Here is a 16,934-nt window from a genome sequence, read left to right as displayed (position 1 = left end):
TCACTCCGCAGGGAGAACCCGGTCCGCTGTGGGGTGGGAAGCCGCCGGGTCCGCCGTCGTCCACGGGCTCTCCCTCGGCGCTGCGCAAGTCCACGGCGGCGGGCGTGGTGCTGAGCACCGGCGCGGCCGAGTCGGCGAGCGGGCACGCAGCCGGGCCGGCCGGATCCGCCCGGGCGGACGGGGTGACGGCCTCGGTCGATACGGCCCCGGGCGATACGGACGCCGGTGCCCCAGGCCCGGACGGCAGGTACCGGGACGGTACGAAGCGGGCCGACAAGGACGCGGCCGATACAGGCATGGTCACTCCGCAGGGAAAACCCGGTCCGCTGAGGGGTGGGGGGGCCTCCGGCCCGCCCTCGTCCACGGGCTCTTCCTCGGCGCTGCGCAAGTCCACGCGGGCGGACATCATCAACCGCGCCAAGAAATGGGTGAGCGCGAAGGTCCCGTACAGCATGGAGAAGTACTGGTCCGACGGATACCGGCAGGACTGCTCCGGCTATGTGTCGATGGCCTGGAAGCTCGACGCCAACGAGTGGACGGGCAGCCTCGCCAAGTACGGAACCCGGATCGCGCGAGCGGAGTTGCAGCCCGGCGACATGCTGCTCTTCCACAACCTGGCCAACCCTTCGAAGGGCTCGCACGTCACGATCTTCGGAGGCTGGACCGACTACACGCACACCCATTACACGGCCTACGAACAGACTCCTCCGCACACGCGCAAGCAGACGACGCCCATGGCCTACTGGACCAACTCGGGCAAATACGTCCCCTACCGCTACAAGGGGCTGGCCACCGCTACCGACGCGGGCAGCGGAACCGGAGCGGGAGGCAGCGGGGCGGCGGCGTTCCCGGGCGCCAGGTCATTCGGTCCGGGCGTCAGCAACACGTACGTCACCCAGCTCGGGCGGACGCTTGTGGACCGTGGCGGAAGGCGCTTCTACAAGGTCGGACCCGGGCCGGGCTGGGGTGACGCCGACCGGCGCGCGACCCAGGCGTTCCAGAAGGCGCAGGGCTGGAAGGGCAAGGAGGCCGACGGCATCCCCGGCCCGCACACCTGGCGCCTGCTGATGAACGGGACCGGCCGCAACATTCCGGTGAGCGGAAGCGGAAGCACGGGTGGCGGCAGCCGGGGGAGCGGTTCGCATGCGGCCCCGGCCTTCCCGGGCCGGGGTCATTTCCGGCCGGGCCGGTCCAGTAGCCATGTCGAAAGGCTCGGCAGGCAGTTGGTGAAGAAGGGATACGGCACGTACTACACGACGGGCCCCGGACCCCGGTGGACCGAGGCGGACCGGCGCAACGTCGAGGCCTTCCAGCGGGCCCAGGGCTGGCGGGGCAGCGAGGCCGACGGTTACCCCGGCCCGGAGACCTGGCGGCGACTCTTCGCGTGAGGACACGGACATGACGGAGGCGGGAATGCGATCCATGGTGTCGGGCAGCTCCGGAGTCCCGGAGGGCGGGAAGGAACGGGAGCCGGTGAGCGGCGGAGCGGACGGCACGGAGGGTGCCGGAGGCGCCGGGGCCGGCTGGGAGGCGGGTGCGGATGTGCGACCGGGCGACGGTCCGGCATCGGTTGCGGGTATGGAGGGCGGGGGCGGCTCCGGTGCGGGGGCGGAGGCGCGGGCCGGCTCGGATGCCGCCCTCGACCTCGTGCTCGACCTGGTCCCGGGTGACGTGACGGACCCCGCCCCGGGTGCGGCCTCGGCCAAGGCCTCGGTGTCGGTTCCGGCTTCGGCTTCGGCTTCGGCGCCGGCCCTTGACTCCGACTCGGGCCCGCCGGCCCTCCCGCTCCTGGACGCCGTGTCCGGCACCACGCAGCCGGCTCGGACCGACCCCGGCCCCGATGCGCCGTACAGCACACCGCCCCCCATGGAGCCGGTGTCCGCCTCGGCCGCCGAAGCCGTCCTCGTGGAGGAATCCGAATCGGCCCCCGTGCCGGTGTCGAAACCCGACGATGCCGTGACCGGTCGGCGGCACGTCGTCATCGTCCGTGAACATCCACCCTCCATCCCTGGCCACCCTCTTTTCCGTGGCGGGTCCGAGCCCCCCGAAGCCGCCGATCCCGCCGGGGGGACCGGCGTCGGCGAGCAGGCGGCGGGCCCGGGGCGGGTGCCTGCGGCGCCCACCAGACCCGCGCCGGCCGGTGATCCGCGGCTGACCGAGAAGCCGTGGACCGCGCTGCCCGGGTGGGCGGGGTTGCTCGCCGGGCTGGCCGGGATCGCCGGCGGTGGGGCGGTGCTGTGGTGGGCCGGCGCGCTGCCCGCCGGGGTGCTCGCCCGGCTCGGGATCGGCTCGCGTCCGTACGACGGCATCGGCATCGGGACATGGGCGGCGCTCGCCGCCCTGGTGGCCGTCGTGTTCTTCGCGCTCGGCGGTCTGGCTCGCGGCCGCGTCGGGCACGCATGGGTGATGACGTTCTTCGGCGACTACCGGGGGAGCGTGCGGCGGACGGGGCTCGTCTGGGTCAGCCCGCTGCTGCTGCGCCGCTGGGTCGACGTACGGCTCCGGCACTGGCGCAGCGAACCGCTGCCCGTGGTGGATGCGAACGGTACGGCGCTGCGCGTCGTCGTCCTCGTCGTGTGGCAGGTCAAGGACACCGTGCGGGCGACGCTCGGGGTGGCGGACCATGAGAAGTATCTGCGCGAGCAGGTCGAGGCGGCGATGGCACGGGTCTTCTCGCAGCTCCCTGCCGACGCGTTCCACGAGGACGCCCACACGCTGCGCAACGCGGAGGCGGTCGGTGACGCGCTGACCGGGATGCTGAAGGCGGAGTGCGAGCCGGTGGGCATCGAGGTGTACTCCGCGCAGCCGACCGGCATCGAGTACGCACCGGAGATCGCTGCCTCGATGCACCGCCTCCGGATCGCCGCCATTGACGCCCGACACCGCGACAGTGTGCTGACCTCGGTGATCGACGCGGTGGACGACACGGTCAGCCGACTGACCTCCCGCGGCCTCGTGGAGCTCGACGATTACGAACGGAAGTCGCTGGTAAAGGACTTGACGGTGGCGTTCTACACCGGACGCAGCGGTGCGGGCGGGGCCTGACGGCGCGTCCGTACCGCGTCCGCGGCGAACCGGAATCCCGTTCCCATTGGTCTGGACATGTTCATGATCCGTCAATAATCTGAGGTCACCGCAGGCCAGGGCTTCAGCTTCCGCTGGCAGTTCACCGCCCAGCACGCCACGACCGACTTCCGGTACTACATCACCAGGAACGGCTGGGACCCCACCAAGCCGCTCACCAGGGCGGCGCTCGAGTCGCAGCCGTTCATAACCGTGCCGTACGGCGGTCAGCGGCCCCCGGCGACCCTGACGCAGCAGGGCACCATCCCCACCCAGAAGACCGGGAAGCACATCATCCTCAGCGTCTGGACCGTCGCGGACACCGGGAACGCGTTCTATGCGTGCTCCGACGTTCAGTTCTGACGTGTAGTCAGTTACCGTTCGGCGCCATGGGGAGCGCAGGCACCGTAGCGGAGCTCGTACAGCGCCAATGGGGCGACCACCGGCCAGGGTTGAAGCACGAGGAAACCGTCCTCAGCCACCACCAGGTCGCCTCCGGAGCTGCCGTGCGGGCCGCGCTCCTGGCGGATCTGCTGTCGGCGGACGGCGAACCGCACCTGGGGGTGCTGCTCGACAACACCCCCGAATTCCCGCTCTGGCTGAGCGCGGCGGCCCTGGCCGGGGCCGCCGTCGCGGGCATCAACCCGACCCGCCGCGGAGCCGAGCTGGCCCGCGACATCCTGCACACCGACTGCCGGGTCCTGGTCACCGAAAGCGCACATCTGCCGCTGCTCGACGGGCTCGATCTGCCGGGCGTACGGGTGCTGGTCACCGACACCGACGCGTACACCGCGCTGCTCGCCGGATATGCCGGGGCGAAGCCGGGCGAGGCGGTGCTCCGGGAGGTCGGGCGCGGGACCCGGATGCTGCTCTACTTCACCTCGGGGTCGACCGGTGCGCCCAAGGCCGCGATCTGCACCCAGGGGCGACTGGCGGCGGCCGGGCAGTCGCTGGTCGACCACTTCGGGGTGCGGCGCGACGACGTCCACTACATCTGCATGCCGATGTTCCACGGCAACGCCGTGATCGCCGACTGGGCCCCCGCTCTGGCGGGCGGCGCCGCGGTCGCCCTGCGCCGCCGGTTCTCGGCCTCCGGCTTTCTCGACGACGTGCGCACGCACGGGGCCACGTACTTCACCTACGTCGGCCGCGCCGTGCAATACCTGCTGGCCACCCCCGAGCGCTCCGACGACCGTGACCATCCGCTGCGGCTCGGATTCGGCACGGAGGCGGGCGCCGTGGATGCGACCCGGTTCCGGGAGCGGTTCGGGGTGCGGCTGGTGGAGGGGTACGGATCCTCCGAGGGCGGCGCGGCGATCCAGCGGACCCCGGACACCCCGCCGGGCGCTGTCGGCCGGTCGTCCCCCCGCGACGATCTGGCCGTCGTCGACCCGGAGACCGGCGAGGAGCGGGCTGCGGCGGTACTCGACGCGCGCGGGCGGCTGCTCAACGGGGACGATGCGATAGGAGAACTGGTCAACCGGGGCCGTACGCCCTTCGAGGGCTACTGGCGCAACGCGGAGGCGGACGCGGCCCGGGTGCGCGGCGGCTGGTACTGGACCGGGGACCTCTTCTTCCGCGACCCGGCCGGCTTCCTCTACTTCGCGGGCCGGACGGACGACCGGCTGCGGGTCGACAGCGAGAACCTGGCCGCCGCGATGATCGAGAACATTCTGGCCCGCTGGTCGGACGCGGCGGCCGTCGCGGTGTACGCGGTGCCGGACCCGGTGGCCGGCGACCAGGTGATGGCGGCGCTGGCGCTGCGCGAGGGGGCGGCCTTCGACCCCGGCGGATTCGCCGCGTTCCTGGCAGCCCAATCGGACCTGGGGACGAAGATGGCGCCCCGCTTCGTACGCATCGTCGCGGCGATGCCGGTCACGGCGACGAACAAGGTGCACCGGGTGGCGCTCCGCCGAGAGGGCTTCCGGAGCGCCGACCCGGTCTGGTGGAACGGGGCCGGCGGACCCTACGAAAGGCTGCGGGGCGCGGAGCTGGCCGCCCTGCTCGGCGAGTACGAGGCGCACGGGCGCGCCCACCTGGTGTCGTCCGGCGACTGAGGACGACATGGTTGACGGCTGTCCGGTACGCCTGCGTGACACGCGTGTACGGGCGGCGGACCGCGAAAAACGCCCAGGGCGGCCCACGTGTGTACGTGAACCGCCCTGGGCGTTGTCTGTGCGCCGCCAGGGACTCGAACCCCGGACCCGCTGATTAAGAGTCAGCTGCTCTAACCAACTGAGCTAGCGGCGCCTGCTGACTCGAAAATAATACCTGGTCCCGAAGGGTGCTGATGACACGCGCCCGCGACGGGCCCGCGGGGGACATCCGGCCTGACCGGACGGCTCCCCTACGGGCTGGGGAGTGACACGCGGGCGGTGAGCCCGCCGCCGGGGTTGGGGGTCAAGGTCAGGTCGCCGTGGTGGGCGCGGACGATACCCGCGACGATGGCCAGGCCGAGGCCGTGCCCGCGGCGTGCGGGGTCCTTCTCGGCCAGGCGTCCGCTGCCGCGCAGGAACGGTTCGGTGAGGTGGTCGACCGTGTCGGGCAGGAGGGGCCCCGTGTTGGTGACGGTCAGGACGGCGCGGCCAGGGTGTACTGGGTCGGGGCCGGTGGCCAGAGTGAGCGATCCGCCGGTGGGCAGGTTGTGCCGCAGGGCGTTGTGGAGCAGGTTCAGGGCGAGCTGGCGGAGCAGTACGCCGTCGCCGGTGGCCGGGGCCGGGTGGATGTCGGTGGAGAGGGTGATGCCCCGTGTCCAGGCTTCCTCACGGACGAGATCGAGGGCCTCTTCGGCGGTGTCGGCGAGACCGAGGGGCTGGGTGGTGGGCGGGGTGTGGTCGAGGGCGGAGAGCTGCAGCAGGGCGTCGGTGACCTCGATGCCGCGCTGGTTGGTCTCGCGCAGCCGGGCCACGAGTCGGGGGTAGTCCTGGCCGTCGGGGTCGGCGGTGGCGACGTCGAGCATGGTGCGGTTGATGGCGAGCGGGGTGCGCAGTTCGTGCGAGGCGTTGGCGGCGAAGCGCTGCTGGGCGTCGAAGGACCGCTGCAGGCGGGCGAGCATCGTGTCGAAGGTGTCGGAGAGATCGGTGAACTCGTCGCGCGGACCGGTGAGTCCGATGCGGTGGTCAAGGGAGCCGTCGGCCGCCCGTCTGGCAGCGCGGGTGATGTCCTGCACGGGCCGCAGGACGCGGCCCGCGATGAACCAGCCGCCGCCGACCCCGACGAGCGCCAGCAGGAGCAGCGTGAGGCCGGACGCTTCGAGCAGGGTCTGAAGGATCTCCTGCCGGGAAGGGGCGCCGCTTTCGTCCCGCGGGTTCGCGGCGGTCAAGGGGTAGTTGGGCACGAAGCGCATGGCCAGGTAGATGACGGCAAGGGTGAACGCGCCCGCGACGACCACGAACAGGGCATAAGTGAGGGTGAGCTTCATCCGGGCGGTCAGCCGCCGCGGCCGAATGGGGCGCGCCGGGTCGTCCGCCGCCGGTGCCGCAGTGGTGGCTCGGTGAGGTGCTGATCGCCGGTTCACCGTCCGTGCCCCGCCGGTTCGTCGAGCCGGTATCCGACGCCGGGCACGGTGTGGATGGACCACGGTTCGCCCAGCCGTTTGCGGAGCGTGGACATGGTGATGCGGACCGCGTTGGTGAACGGGTCGGCGTTCTCGTCCCAGGCCCGCTCCAGCAGCGTCTCCGCGCTGACGACCCCGCCCCGCGCCGTCATGAGGACTTCCAGGACGGCGAACTGTTTCCTGGTGAGCGCGACGTACTTCCCGTCGCGGAAGACTTCGCGCCGGAACGGGTCCAGCCGGATTCCGGCGTACTCGAGGACCGGGGGTGTGCTGTCCTTGGGCCGGCGGGCCAGTGAGCGGAGCCGTACGACCAGCTCCTTCAGGTCGAAGGGCTTGGTCAGGTAGTCGTCGGCGCCGATCTCGAACCCGGTGACCTTCTCGCTGAGGAGGCCCGCCGCCGTCAGCATGAGCACGCGGCAGCCGAGGCGGCGCTGCACGATGGTCCGGCACACGTCGTCGCCGTGCGTGCCGGGGATGTCGCGGTCTAGTACGACGACGTCGTACTCGTTCACGTCGAGGCGTTCCAGGGCGGTGTCGCCGTCCCCGGCGATGTCGGAGGCGATGGCTTCGAGCCTCAGACCTGCCTGCACCGCCTCGGCGAGATACGGCTCGTCCTCGACAATCAGCACCCGCATGCGGCCTCTCCCGCTCTGTTTCAAACCGGCTGATATCCGGCTTCCGGTCCAGCCTACGGCCCTGGAAGGGAACGGTGGCGAAGAGTGATTTCCGCACTGCGGAGGGCTCCTGCCGAGATTCCGGCCGCGAGTCGGACCGGCCGCCGGTCCTGTACCCGGCCATCCCTATTGGAGCGGTCCGGGCCTATCGAAAACGTATGGGGAAATCGAGACGGCCCGACTACACGGCCCGCCCTTGACTCAAGGCATCACCGAGCGGCACCCGCCGCTGTGTCCGAGATGCCTGGAGGCCGCGATGCACGACAACCACGTGGCGAACCGCTCAACCACGGCGGCGCGCCGATTCCCCGGCCGGATGATGGCAGGAATCGGCGCACTCCTGGTTCTGACGCTGTCGGCGATGTGGGTCGTGACGACCCGGAGCGAACCGGCCGCGCGGGCAACCGCACCGGCAGAGCATTCGCCGGACAGCGGCGGAGCACCCGCGGAGGTCCCAGCCGAGGCTGCCGACGACGGTGCCCTGCCGGACGACCGTGAAATCACTCCTTTCGACACCCGCCACGCGGCCGTCACCCGTCTGGACAAGCGTCTGCTGAAGGCCGTGCGGGAAGCGGCCGGGGATGCCCGGAACGACGGCATCGAATTCGTGGTCACGTCGGGCTGGCGCAGCAAGGAACACCAGCAGCGCCTGCTGGAGGAGGGAATCGAGAAGTACGGGAGCCTGGAAAAGGCGCGGGAGTTCGTGAACACCCCGGAGAAGTCGACCCACGTGTCCGGGAAAGCGGTGGACATCGGCCCCACCGACGCCGACGACTGGCTCATCCGCAACGGCCCCGCCTATGGCCTGTGCCAGGTCTACGCCAACGAGATGTGGCACTTCGAGTTGCTGACCGCCCCCGGCGGCACCTGCCCCGGTCCCCTGAACAATGCCGCCGGCTGACGGGTACCCATCGCCTCGCCCTGAGCCGGCAGCGCCGAGCCGGTCCGCGCCGACCCACCCCCGCCTTTGAAGGACACGGCATGCCCGACCTGCACGAAGACCCCTACCCGGATGTGTACATCGGTGGCGGATTCTTCGACCCCGCCCAGATACCGCCCACCGACTCCGAGCCCGAACAGCAGGCCGCCTCCGGGGCAGCACCCGTGCCGGACCGACAAGCCCACGACCGGCCGGACCACATATCCGATCGGCATGGACGTGACTACGGATGGCGCAAGGGCCGGGTTCCGACCGCCCTGGCGGTCATGACGGGGATCGTGCTGGTCGGCCACTCGCTGGTTCCCAACTCGATGGGCAATCCGGGCAGCCTGCTCGAAACCCTGCTGCCCTGGACAGGTCTGGCCGTGCCCGTGCTGCTGTCGGCCGCCTTGCTCCGCAGGTCGGTGCCGGCCGGCGTCGCCGCGCTCCTGGTCGCTGCCGTGTGGGTTGCGATGTTCGGGCAGTTGTTTCTCGGCGGGCGGCCGGATGCCGAGCCGGACCTGACGGTCGTCACCCACAACGTCGGCGCCCCCAACCCGGACCCGGCGGGGACCGCCCGGACGCTGCTTGCCGCCGGCCCCGACCTGGTGGCCCTGGAAGAGATCACCGATGACGCGATGCCCGCCTACCGGAAGGTGCTGAGCCGCCGGCTCACACACTCGGTCCACATCGGCACCGTTGCCCTGTGGAGCCGCTACCCGATCACCGACTCGGAGCGCGTCACCATCGACCCCGGCTGGAGCCGCTCCCTGCGCGCCCGGGTCCAGGGGCCGGACGGCCCGCTCGCCGTCTACGTGGTGCACCTGCCCTCCGTCCGGGTCGGCGTCTCCGGCTTCACCATCGCACGGCGGGACCAGGTCCTGACCGCGCTCGATCATGCAGTCGACCAGGAACGGCAGAAGAAAATCCTCCTGATGGGCGATCTCAACGGCGCCACCACCGACCGGGGCCTCGCCTCCCTGAACTCCCGGCTGACGTCTGTCCAGGACGAGGCGGGGACCGGCTTCGGCTTCAGCTGGCCCGCGGCGTTCCCGGTCGCCCGTATCGACCACATCCTCACCCGGGGCGTCACCCCCACCGCCGCCTGGACCCTCCCCGCGACCGGCAGCGACCACCGGCCCGTCGCCGCCAGGCTGAAGGGGTAGCAGGCGCACCGCCCCCGAGCTCCCAGGGCAAATCACCTAGGGCGTGTTTCGAAAGTAGCGTCGTCCGCCCCTAGGGCGGGCCGGGCGGCGTCCGGTGCGTGCGATCGCAAGGCGGAGGGTCGCCCCGATACCGGTCGTATCGGGGCGAGCCCGACAACGCAGCGAGCGTGCGTGCCAGACGCCGCCCGGCAGGCGGGACTTTCGAAACACGCCCTAGAGCGCCAGTGACAGCAGGACCGGCGCGGCCCGCCGGTTCAGCGCCTCTGCCGCCGAGCGCAGCCGGTGCGCATCCTCGACCGGCAGGGAGAGTGCCAGGCAGCCGGCCGATGAGCCCGCCGTCAGCGGGACGGCTGCGCAGACCGTCCCCACCGCGTACTCCTGGAGGTCGAGCACCGGGACCGTCGCCGGCTGGCTGTCCAGCTTGGAGAAGAGGACCTTCTCGCTGGTGATGGTCCGCGAGGTGAGCCGGGCGATCTTGTGGCGCGCGAGATGGTCGCGGCGGCCGTTCTGGTCGAGCTGGGTCAGCAGGCACTTGCCGATCGCGCTGGCGTGCGCGGCGGACCGGAAGTCCACCCACTCGTTGACCGCGGGGGTGCGCGGACCGTCGGCGTACTGCGTGACCCGGATCTCGCCGTCGACATACCGGCTCATGTACACCGCGGCGCCGACCGAATCGCGCAGCTGGTCCAGGATCTGCTGGAGCTTGTTCTCCAGTGCCTGCCTGCGGGCGGCCCCGGAGCCGAGCAGCAGGAGTGAGGCGCCGATCACATAGGCGCCGTCGGACACCTGCTCGACGTAGCCCTCGCGACGCAGCGTCAGCAGCAGTGAGGCGAGATGCCCCACCGGCAGTCCCGTCTCCCGGGAGATCTGGGTGTCCGTCACACCGGTGCCGTGCTTGGAGACCGTATCGAGAACACGAAGGGCGTACTGCACCGAGTGGAACGGTGCGGTCGGTTCGGGCTGCAAGACCACGGTTTCCCCCACCAGGTTGTGACCGCAAGCTTTTGCACCACGATAGCCGCCAAGAGGCATGTGGCGGAGGCCTGTTGATGAGTTCATCGGTGCGCCCCGGCGCTGTCAGCTGGGGCGCACCTGTCTGGCACATGCCAGAGTCAATAACGATCGACTGACGGCGAGGTCACAGCACCGCGTCGAGGAACTCGCGCGTACGCTCGTGTTCGGGAGCGGTGAAGATTTTTTCCGGCGGACCGGCCTCCACCACCCGCCCTGCGTCGAACATCAGCACCTTCTCCGAGACGTCACGGGCGAAATTCATCTCGTGGGTCACGCAGAGCATGGTGATGTCGGTGGTCCTGGCGATGTCGGACAGCAGGTCCAGCACGCCCGCCACCAGCTCCGGGTCGAGCGCGGACGTCACCTCGTCCAGCAGCAGGATCTCCGGCCGCATCGCCAGCGCCCGCGCGATCGCCACCCGCTGCTGCTGGCCGCCGGAGAGCTGGGACGGGTGTGCGTCGATCTTCCCGGCCAGCCCGACCAGGTCGAGCAGCTCGCGCGCGCGGCTCTCCGCCTCGTCCCGCTCCATGCCCAGCACGCTGATCGGCGCCTCGGTGATGTTCTGCAGCACCTTCATGTTCGGGAACAGATTGAACTGCTGGAAGACCATTCCGATCTTCTTCCGGGACTCGCGCAGATGCTTCTCACCCGCCGGCTTCAGGGCGCCGTCCGGCGTCCGGACATGGGACAGCGGCGCGCCGTCCACCCAGATCACGCCGCCGCTCACCTTCTCCAGCGTCATCAGGAGCCGAAGGATCGTGGTCTTTCCCGAGCCGCTCGGCCCGATCAGTGTGACGTGCTCGCCGCGCCGCACCGAGAAGTCCAGCTCGTCGAGGACGACATGGTCGCCGTACCGCTTGACCACGCGGTCGAAGCGGACCAGGGCGTCCGTGCCCGCGGCGGGGGGCGCGCCGTCCTCGGGCACCGGGGCCGCCGTCTTCTGCAGGGGGAGAGGTTCAGTGGCCAAGGCGCTTCTCCAGCTTTCTCATCAGCAGTGAGGTGGGGTAGCTCGCGACCAGGAAGACCAGTCCGGCGAGCGTGAAAGCCTCGGTGTACGCGAAGTGGTCGGCCCCGTACTTGCGGGCCTCGAAGACCATTTCCTGCACCGTGATCACGGCGAGGAACGGAGTCTCCTTGAACATCGAGATCGCATAGTTGCCGAGGGCGGGCAGCACCTTGCGCACCGCCTGTGGCAGGACCACGGCCTGCCAGGTCCGCCGCGGCGACAGCGAGAGCGCCCGGCACGCCTCCCACTGGCCCTTCGGCACACCGTCGATTCCGGCGCGGTACACCTCGGAGGTGTAGGCGGCGTAGTGGATACCCAGCACCACGATGCCGATGGTCAACGGCTCCACCGAGGTGAAAAAGGCTGCCGCGCCCACCAGCTGGACCAGCAGCGGGGTGGACCTGATGAACTCCATGACGGCCCGCACCGGCACCGTCACGAACCGGCTCGGCGCCCGGCCGGCGACCGCGACGGCCAGCCCGAGTACGGCCGCGACGAGCGTGCCGAGCACGGTCGCCAGCAGTGTGACCTCGAACCCTTGCAGAACCAGGGGCAGGACGTCGCCCGCGGCGTTCCAGTCGAAGCCGTTCACCGGGCACCTCCGGCGGTCGTCGCCACGGCGTCCACCGCGGAGCGGGTGCGCAGCAGGGAGCCCGCGCCGGTCGGCAGTCCGAGCCGCCGCTTGGCGGTTCGCTCCAGCAGGTTCATCAGCAGGGTCAGGGCGTACGCGAGGACGAAGTAGACCGCCAGCAGGGTCAGATACGCGGTGAGGGTCTCACCGGTCCGGTCGCGCAGTTGCTGGATCACGGTCATCAGATCGGCCGCGGAGATCAGCCACAGCAGCGGCGTGCACTTCAGCAGCTGGATCAGCAGATTGGTGAAGGGCGGGATCATCTGCACCCAGGCCTGCGGCAGGATCACCTTCCGCATCCGCTGGAACGGCGTCAGGTTCAGCGCGACGGCCGCTTCGTGCTGGGCACGCGGTACGGAGTTGATGGCGCCGCGCACCACCTCGGAGCCGTATGCCCCGTAGTTGAGGCCGAACGCGACGACGCCGCAGAGCAGCGGCGTCAGCTCGTACCCGGTCAGCGGCGGCATCGCGTAGTACAGCCAGAACAGCTGGATGTAGAGCGAGGTGCCGCGGAAGAACTCCACGACCACCCGGGACACACCGCGCACCGGGAGCATCGGGCTGATGGCCATCAGCCCGAGGGCGAACGACAGGAGCAGGGCGAGCAGCGAGCCCAGCACTGTGGCCTGGAGGGTGACCCACAGCCCCGACCGGAGCTGGGGGAGATTGTCGGAGAGGGCGGAGAAGAAGTCGCTCATGCGGCGCTGTCCGTCCCTGTCGGCGTGACCGGCCGGGCCGGTCCCGTCAGCCCTTGCACAGATCCGCCGTCCGCAGCGTGGCCGGCGGGAGTTCGGTGGCGCCGAAGCCGTACTCCTGGAGCAGCTCCACATAGCGCGACCTGTCGGACACGATCTTCTTCAGCTCGCGGTTGAAGGAGTCCCGCAGGTCCTCGTTGCCCTTGCGGAAGACGGCGCCGCCGGGGCTGTACTGCTTCTCCCCGTCGAGCTCCGGCAGGAACGCCTCGGTGACCTCGGTGCCCGGGTTGGTCTTGGCGAGCCAGCGCAGCGAGATTCCGGTGAGCAGGAAGGCGTCGATCCTGCCGCCCTTGACCGCGTCGGCGCCGTCCTGCGGCTTCTGCAGTGTCTTGATCTTCTCCTTCGAGATGCCCGCGCCCTCGGCGTACGAGCCCTCGACCGCACCCGACATCACACCGACGGTGATACCGGCGGCCTTCGCCGACGTCAGGTCCGTGACGTTCTTCGGATTGCCCTTCTTCACCATCAGCGCGGTCGGCGAGATGAACTCCGGTTCGGAGAAAAGGGCGTTGGCGCAGCGCTCGGGGGTGATCGCCATGCCCGCGCTGACCACGTCGTACTTTCCGGCCTGCAGCCCGGGTATCAGCCCGTCCCACTCGGAGAGAGTGGGCTTCAGCTCCTCGATCCCGAGCGCCTTGAAGATCTCCCGGTGCAGGGTGGGCGCCTCACCCTTGAGCTCCTTGCCCTCCAGATAGCCGTACGGGGCCTCGTTGGCGTACGCGACCCGGACGAAGCCCTGCTTGCGGAGCTTGTCGAGCGCCCCCGCGCCGTCCGTGACACCGGAGCCGGTCTTGCTGCACGCCGCGAGCGCACCGGGCACGACGAGCAGGCCGCCCACGGCTGTTGAGCGGCTGAGAAAGCTCCGACGGGACAGGTTCGGGAAGTCGGCCATGGTTCGCAATCTCCTGGAACGGACGAACAGTTCGGACAGCCGAGCGCCTGCCCGATCCCGTACGTCTATGCAGGAAGTGGTCCGGTGTGACCGAACGGTGTCCGGAAGGTGACCTCTCCGTGTCTCAAAACGCAGACGTGTCAATGCCGTTCGGGTCGCCGGGGACATCCGGTGAGGGGACGTACCCGCGCCGCATGTCGACCACGTTCGGCAACGGCTCCCCGGCCGCCCACCGTTCGTACATCTTCACGAACTGCTCCCCCAGCCGGTCCCGCCAGCCCACGGTGTCGCCGCTCATGTGCGGGGAGACGATCAGCCCCGGTACGTCCCACAGTCCACTGCCCGGAGCGAGCGGCTCGTGCTGGAAGACGTCGAGCGCCGCGCCCGCGATCCACCGTCGGCGCAGCGCGTCGGCGAGATCGTCCTCGACGACCATCGGGCCTCGCCCCACATTGATGAAGCGGGCCGAAGGCTGCATCAGCCCGAAGAACCGCGCGTCGAACATTCCGCGCGTCCGTTCCGTCAGGGGCGCCGCGCAGATCACCCAGTCGGCGAGCGCCGCCAGCCGGTCCAGATCCTCGGCTCCATGGATGGTGCGCCGCGCCGTACGCCCCACGAGTGCCACCTGGACGCCCAGTGCGTCGAGCAGCCGGGTGATCTCCCGGCCGATCGGCCCGGCCCCGACGACGACCGCGCGGGCGCCCGCGAGCTGCTGCGACTCGCGGTGGTGCCAGCGCCGCCGGCGCTGCAGCTCCAGCGTGCCGGGGACATCTTTGGCGAACGCGAGCACCAGGCCCAGCACGTATTCGGCGATCGGCTGCTCGAAGATGCCCCGCGCGTTGGTCAGCACGGTGCCGGACCCGGCCAGCTCCGGGCAGAGCAGCCGGTCCACTCCCGCGCTGGCCGTGTGCACCCACCGGGGCCGCGGTCCGTCGCCGGGCCAGGCGGCGCGTACCGCGTCCGAGGTGAAGTCCCACACCAGCAGGGCGTCGGCGTGCGGCAGCTCCCCGGCGAGGCCGGCTTCGTCCACGTAGCGGATGCGGACCCGGCCGGTCAGCCGGCCGAGGCGCGGCGACGGGTCGGCGTCGAGAACGAGGAGGGTGGGCTCTGACATCAGGGAGTGTTCGCCTCGTCAATGTCTGAGATGTATGGATTGACCACGCTCGCACCCGGGCCCGCGCCCGTCAACGCCAAGGTCGGCAGGGGTGCGGGCGCCGGGGGAATACTGGGCAGTGGGGAGGGCAGCGGCAGTGCACCGGTCCAGCAGTGCAGGAGGGTGAATATGACGACCGTCGGTTTCCTCTACCCGGGCCATTTCGCGGACGGCGACTTCCCGCGCATGGAGGTCATGCTCGACACCACCATCAGGCTCGTCGTCAACCGCACGGAGCCGGGCGAGGACGACCGCCGTACCGAGATCCTGCGGCAGCGGGGCGCACCCGAACGCCTCGCCGCCGGGGTCGAGGAGCTGCGGCGCGCCGGTGCCGAGTCGGTGGTCTGGGCCAGCACCGGCGGGAGTCTCGTGTACGGGTGGGAGGGTGCCCATCAGCAGAGCACGGCTCTGGCCAGGGCGGCGGGGCTGCCCGCGTCGAGTACGTCGCTCGCCTTCGTCCACGCGGTACGGGCGCTGGGCGCCGCGCGTGTCGCGGTCGCCGCTCCGTACACCGAGGAGATCGCCGGGCTCTTCGGCGATTTCCTGGCCGCCGCGGGCGTCGAGGTGGTCGCCGTGCGCGGCGGTGGCGTCACCTCCGCGGCCGCGGCCGCGGGGTGGGGGCTGGACCGGCTGAAGGAGCTCGCGGTGGCCGCGGACCGGCCGGACGCGGAGGCGGTACTGCTCCCGGACAACGCCGTGCACACTGCCGCGCACGTCCGTGACCTGGAGGAACTCCTCGCCAAACCGGTCCTCACCGCGAACCAGGTGGCGGTGTACGAGGCTCTGCGGCTGGCCCGTCGCCGCACCTGGGCGCCCCAGCTCGGCACACTGTTCGCCACCCGGGAAGCGCCGCCCGCGCCGGTCGGGAAGTGACCGGCCGGGAATAACCGGAGACAACCTCCTGTTAGCTTCCCCCGGACGCACGAGCATCACCGGAGAGGCCTTCACGTGGACAAGAACCGAGGCGACGAGAACCGAGGCGACGAGAGTCGCGGCGACGGCATTCGGGGCAGGGCCGAGGGAACGGCTTCCGTGCCGCTGTCGGTGCTCGACCTGGTGACCGTCGGCCAGGGCCGCACCGCGACCCAGGCGCTGCGCACCAGCGTGGACATCGCCCAGCTCGCCGAGCGCCGCGGCTACCATCGCCTCTGGGTCGCCGAACACCACTCCATGCCCGGCGTCGCCTCGTCGTCCCCGGCCGTGATCCTGGCCCACCTCGCCGCACGCACCGAGCGGATCCGGCTCGGCTCCGGTGGGGTCATGCTGCCCAACCACGCCCCGCTGGTCATCGCCGAACAGTTCGGCACGCTGGAGGCCATGGCCCCCGGCCGCATCGACCTCGGCCTCGGGCGCGCCCCCGGCACGGACGGTGCGACCGCCGCCGCGCTGCGCCGCACGGACCGGCTGGGCGAGGGTGTCGAAGACTTCCCGCAGCAGCTCGCCGAGCTGACCCGGTTCCTGGACGACGACTTCCCGGACGGCCACCCGTACGCGCGGATCCATGCGGTCCCCGGACCGGTGCAGGGTCCCGCGGGCCGCCCGCCGATCTGGCTGCTCGGCTCCTCCGGCTTCAGCGCCCGGCTGGCCGGGGTCCTGGGTCTGCCGTTCGCCTTCGCCCACCACTTCTCGGCGCAGAACACGATTCCGGCGCTCGACCTGTACCGGGACTCGTTCAAGCCCTCCGCGGTGCTGGACGCCCCGTACGCCCTGATCGGCGTCTCGGCGCTGGCCGCCGACGAGGAGCGCGAGGCCCGCCGCCAGGTCCTGACCGGTGCCCTGTCGATGCTCCGCCTGCGCACCGGCCGCCCCGGTCTGATCCCGACGCCGGAGGAGGCGGAGGCCTATGCCTTCAGTCCGGTGGAGCGGGAGTTCGTCGACAGCTGGCTCGGCAATGTCATCCACGGGACGGCGGACGAGGTGCGCAGCGGCCTGGACGACCTGGCCAAGCGGACCGGGGCGGACGAGCTGATGATCACGGCCAATGCGCACGGCGGGGAGGCGCGGCTGCGTAGCTACGACCTGATCGCGGACGCGTACGGGTTGCGTGGCTGAGGTCCGTGCCGACCGTTCCGCCTTCGAGCGCCGGGCGGGCCTGAACCCAGGCC

General features: G+C 70.9%; 15 protein-coding genes, 1 tRNA gene and 1 pseudogene. 8 read left to right on the top strand and 9 right to left on the bottom strand.

Annotated elements, in window-relative coordinates:
* The 4 genes and pseudogenes from ACNPQM_RS19355 to ACNPQM_RS19340 form a co-directional block, all read left to right on the top strand.
* On the top strand, positions 1 to 1,388 hold a 1,388-nt coding region (locus tag ACNPQM_RS19355; protein ID WP_418084978.1), incomplete at its 5' end, for a peptidoglycan-binding protein.
* A 10-nt stretch (positions 1,389 to 1,398) separates the two neighbouring features.
* On the top strand, positions 1,399 to 3,045 hold the full coding sequence (locus ACNPQM_RS19350; protein ID WP_418084977.1) for an SPFH domain-containing protein: 1,647 nt from the start codon (positions 1,399 to 1,401) through the stop codon (positions 3,043 to 3,045).
* Positions 3,046 to 3,123: 78 nt separating this feature from the next.
* A pseudogene (locus ACNPQM_RS19345) lies at positions 3,124 to 3,426 on the top strand (lytic polysaccharide monooxygenase); the annotation flags it as partial.
* Between the two features lie 26 nt (positions 3,427 to 3,452).
* A complete protein-coding gene (locus ACNPQM_RS19340; protein WP_418084976.1) occupies positions 3,453 to 5,120 on the top strand; it encodes an AMP-binding protein in 1,668 nt (555 codons plus the stop codon).
* Between the two features lie 119 nt (positions 5,121 to 5,239).
* Here ACNPQM_RS19340 and ACNPQM_RS19335 read toward each other — a convergent pair.
* From ACNPQM_RS19335 to ACNPQM_RS19325, 3 genes are all read right to left on the bottom strand, one after another.
* Positions 5,240 to 5,313, bottom strand: a tRNA-Lys gene (locus ACNPQM_RS19335).
* 97 nt (positions 5,314 to 5,410) lie between these two features.
* A complete protein-coding gene (locus ACNPQM_RS19330) occupies positions 5,411 to 6,484 on the bottom strand; it encodes a sensor histidine kinase (RefSeq protein ID WP_418084975.1) in 1,074 nt (357 codons plus the stop codon).
* A 92-nt stretch (positions 6,485 to 6,576) separates the two neighbouring features.
* On the bottom strand, positions 6,577 to 7,254 hold the full coding sequence (locus ACNPQM_RS19325; protein WP_418084974.1) for a response regulator transcription factor: 678 nt from the start codon (positions 7,252 to 7,254) through the stop codon (positions 6,577 to 6,579).
* Between the two features lie 295 nt (positions 7,255 to 7,549).
* Between ACNPQM_RS19325 and ACNPQM_RS19320 the strand changes: the two genes are divergently transcribed.
* A complete protein-coding gene (locus ACNPQM_RS19320) occupies positions 7,550 to 8,194 on the top strand; it encodes a M15 family metallopeptidase (RefSeq protein WP_418084973.1) in 645 nt (214 codons plus the stop codon).
* A gap of 80 nt (positions 8,195 to 8,274) precedes the next feature.
* On the top strand, positions 8,275 to 9,378 hold the full coding sequence (locus tag ACNPQM_RS19315) for an endonuclease/exonuclease/phosphatase family protein (RefSeq protein ID WP_418084972.1): 1,104 nt from the start codon (positions 8,275 to 8,277) through the stop codon (positions 9,376 to 9,378).
* A gap of 213 nt (positions 9,379 to 9,591) precedes the next feature.
* Here the strand turns inward: ACNPQM_RS19315 and ACNPQM_RS19310 are convergent, their stop codons facing one another.
* The 6 genes from ACNPQM_RS19310 to ACNPQM_RS19285 all read right to left on the bottom strand — a co-directional run bounded on the left by ACNPQM_RS19310 (position 9,592) and on the right by ACNPQM_RS19285 (position 14,790).
* The gene (locus ACNPQM_RS19310; protein ID WP_358857791.1) at positions 9,592 to 10,350 is read right to left on the bottom strand and encodes an IclR family transcriptional regulator; all 759 of its coding nucleotides are present in this window, start codon (positions 10,348 to 10,350) and stop codon (positions 9,592 to 9,594) included.
* Between the two features lie 166 nt (positions 10,351 to 10,516).
* Positions 10,517 to 11,359, bottom strand: coding sequence for an ectoine/hydroxyectoine ABC transporter ATP-binding protein EhuA (gene ehuA, locus ACNPQM_RS19305; RefSeq protein WP_418084971.1), 843 nt, complete (start codon positions 11,357 to 11,359; stop codon positions 10,517 to 10,519).
* The gene (gene ehuD, locus ACNPQM_RS19300) at positions 11,349 to 11,990 is read right to left on the bottom strand and encodes an ectoine/hydroxyectoine ABC transporter permease subunit EhuD (protein ID WP_418084970.1); all 642 of its coding nucleotides are present in this window, start codon (positions 11,988 to 11,990) and stop codon (positions 11,349 to 11,351) included. Before ehuD ends, ehuA begins: the two co-directional genes overlap by 11 nt.
* The gene (gene ehuC / locus ACNPQM_RS19295; protein ID WP_358857794.1) at positions 11,987 to 12,727 is read right to left on the bottom strand and encodes an ectoine/hydroxyectoine ABC transporter permease subunit EhuC; all 741 of its coding nucleotides are present in this window, start codon (positions 12,725 to 12,727) and stop codon (positions 11,987 to 11,989) included. The genes ehuD and ehuC overlap by 4 nt, the downstream gene beginning before the upstream one ends.
* A gap of 46 nt (positions 12,728 to 12,773) precedes the next feature.
* Complete coding sequence (ehuB, locus tag ACNPQM_RS19290; protein ID WP_418084969.1) at positions 12,774 to 13,676, bottom strand: ectoine/hydroxyectoine ABC transporter substrate-binding protein EhuB; 903 nt, start codon at positions 13,674 to 13,676, stop codon at positions 12,774 to 12,776.
* Between the two features lie 124 nt (positions 13,677 to 13,800).
* Positions 13,801 to 14,790: a D-2-hydroxyacid dehydrogenase gene (locus ACNPQM_RS19285; protein ID WP_418084968.1), complete on the bottom strand. Its 990-nt coding sequence runs from the start codon at positions 14,788 to 14,790 to the stop codon at positions 13,801 to 13,803.
* A 168-nt stretch (positions 14,791 to 14,958) separates the two neighbouring features.
* On the opposite strand from ACNPQM_RS19285, the gene ACNPQM_RS19280 reads away from it, so the two are divergent.
* Together ACNPQM_RS19280 and ACNPQM_RS19275 are read left to right on the top strand one after the other, a co-directional pair.
* Positions 14,959 to 15,702 (top strand): decarboxylase, encoded by a 744-nt coding sequence (locus ACNPQM_RS19280; RefSeq protein ID WP_418084967.1) that lies wholly within the window; start codon positions 14,959 to 14,961, stop codon positions 15,700 to 15,702.
* 75 nt (positions 15,703 to 15,777) lie between these two features.
* Positions 15,778 to 16,881, top strand: a complete 1,104-nt coding sequence (locus ACNPQM_RS19275; RefSeq protein ID WP_418084966.1) for an LLM class flavin-dependent oxidoreductase — start codon at positions 15,778 to 15,780, stop codon at positions 16,879 to 16,881.
* The last annotated feature ends 53 nt before the right edge of the window (positions 16,882 to 16,934 follow it).

Origin of the sequence: Streptomyces sp. NPDC056231 (assembly GCF_048270745.1) — a bacterium.
Lineage (GTDB): Bacteria > Actinomycetota > Actinomycetes > Streptomycetales > Streptomycetaceae > Streptomyces.
This window is presented reverse-complemented; position numbering and strand designations above follow the sequence as displayed.

Excerpts from the sequence above, each read along its gene's own strand:
- ACNPQM_RS19350 (WP_418084977.1), top strand. The coding sequence starts at position 1,399 with ATGACGGAGGCGGGAATGCGATCCATGGTGTCGGGCAGCTCCGGAGTC.
- ACNPQM_RS19340 (WP_418084976.1), top strand. The coding sequence starts at position 3,453 with ATGGGGAGCGCAGGCACCGTAGCGGAGCTCGTACAGCGCCAATGGGGC.
- ACNPQM_RS19330 (WP_418084975.1), bottom strand. The coding sequence starts at position 6,484 with ATGAAGCTCACCCTCACTTATGCCCTGTTCGTGGTCGTCGCGGGCGCG.
- ACNPQM_RS19325 (WP_418084974.1), bottom strand. The coding sequence starts at position 7,254 with ATGCGGGTGCTGATTGTCGAGGACGAGCCGTATCTCGCCGAGGCGGTG.
- ACNPQM_RS19320 (WP_418084973.1), top strand. The coding sequence starts at position 7,550 with ATGCACGACAACCACGTGGCGAACCGCTCAACCACGGCGGCGCGCCGA.
- ACNPQM_RS19315 (WP_418084972.1), top strand. The coding sequence starts at position 8,275 with ATGCCCGACCTGCACGAAGACCCCTACCCGGATGTGTACATCGGTGGC.
- ehuC (WP_358857794.1), bottom strand. The coding sequence starts at position 12,727 with ATGAGCGACTTCTTCTCCGCCCTCTCCGACAATCTCCCCCAGCTCCGG.
- ehuB (WP_418084969.1), bottom strand. The coding sequence starts at position 13,676 with ATGGCCGACTTCCCGAACCTGTCCCGTCGGAGCTTTCTCAGCCGCTCA.
- ACNPQM_RS19285 (WP_418084968.1), bottom strand. The coding sequence starts at position 14,790 with ATGTCAGAGCCCACCCTCCTCGTTCTCGACGCCGACCCGTCGCCGCGC.
- ACNPQM_RS19280 (WP_418084967.1), top strand. The coding sequence starts at position 14,959 with ATGACGACCGTCGGTTTCCTCTACCCGGGCCATTTCGCGGACGGCGAC.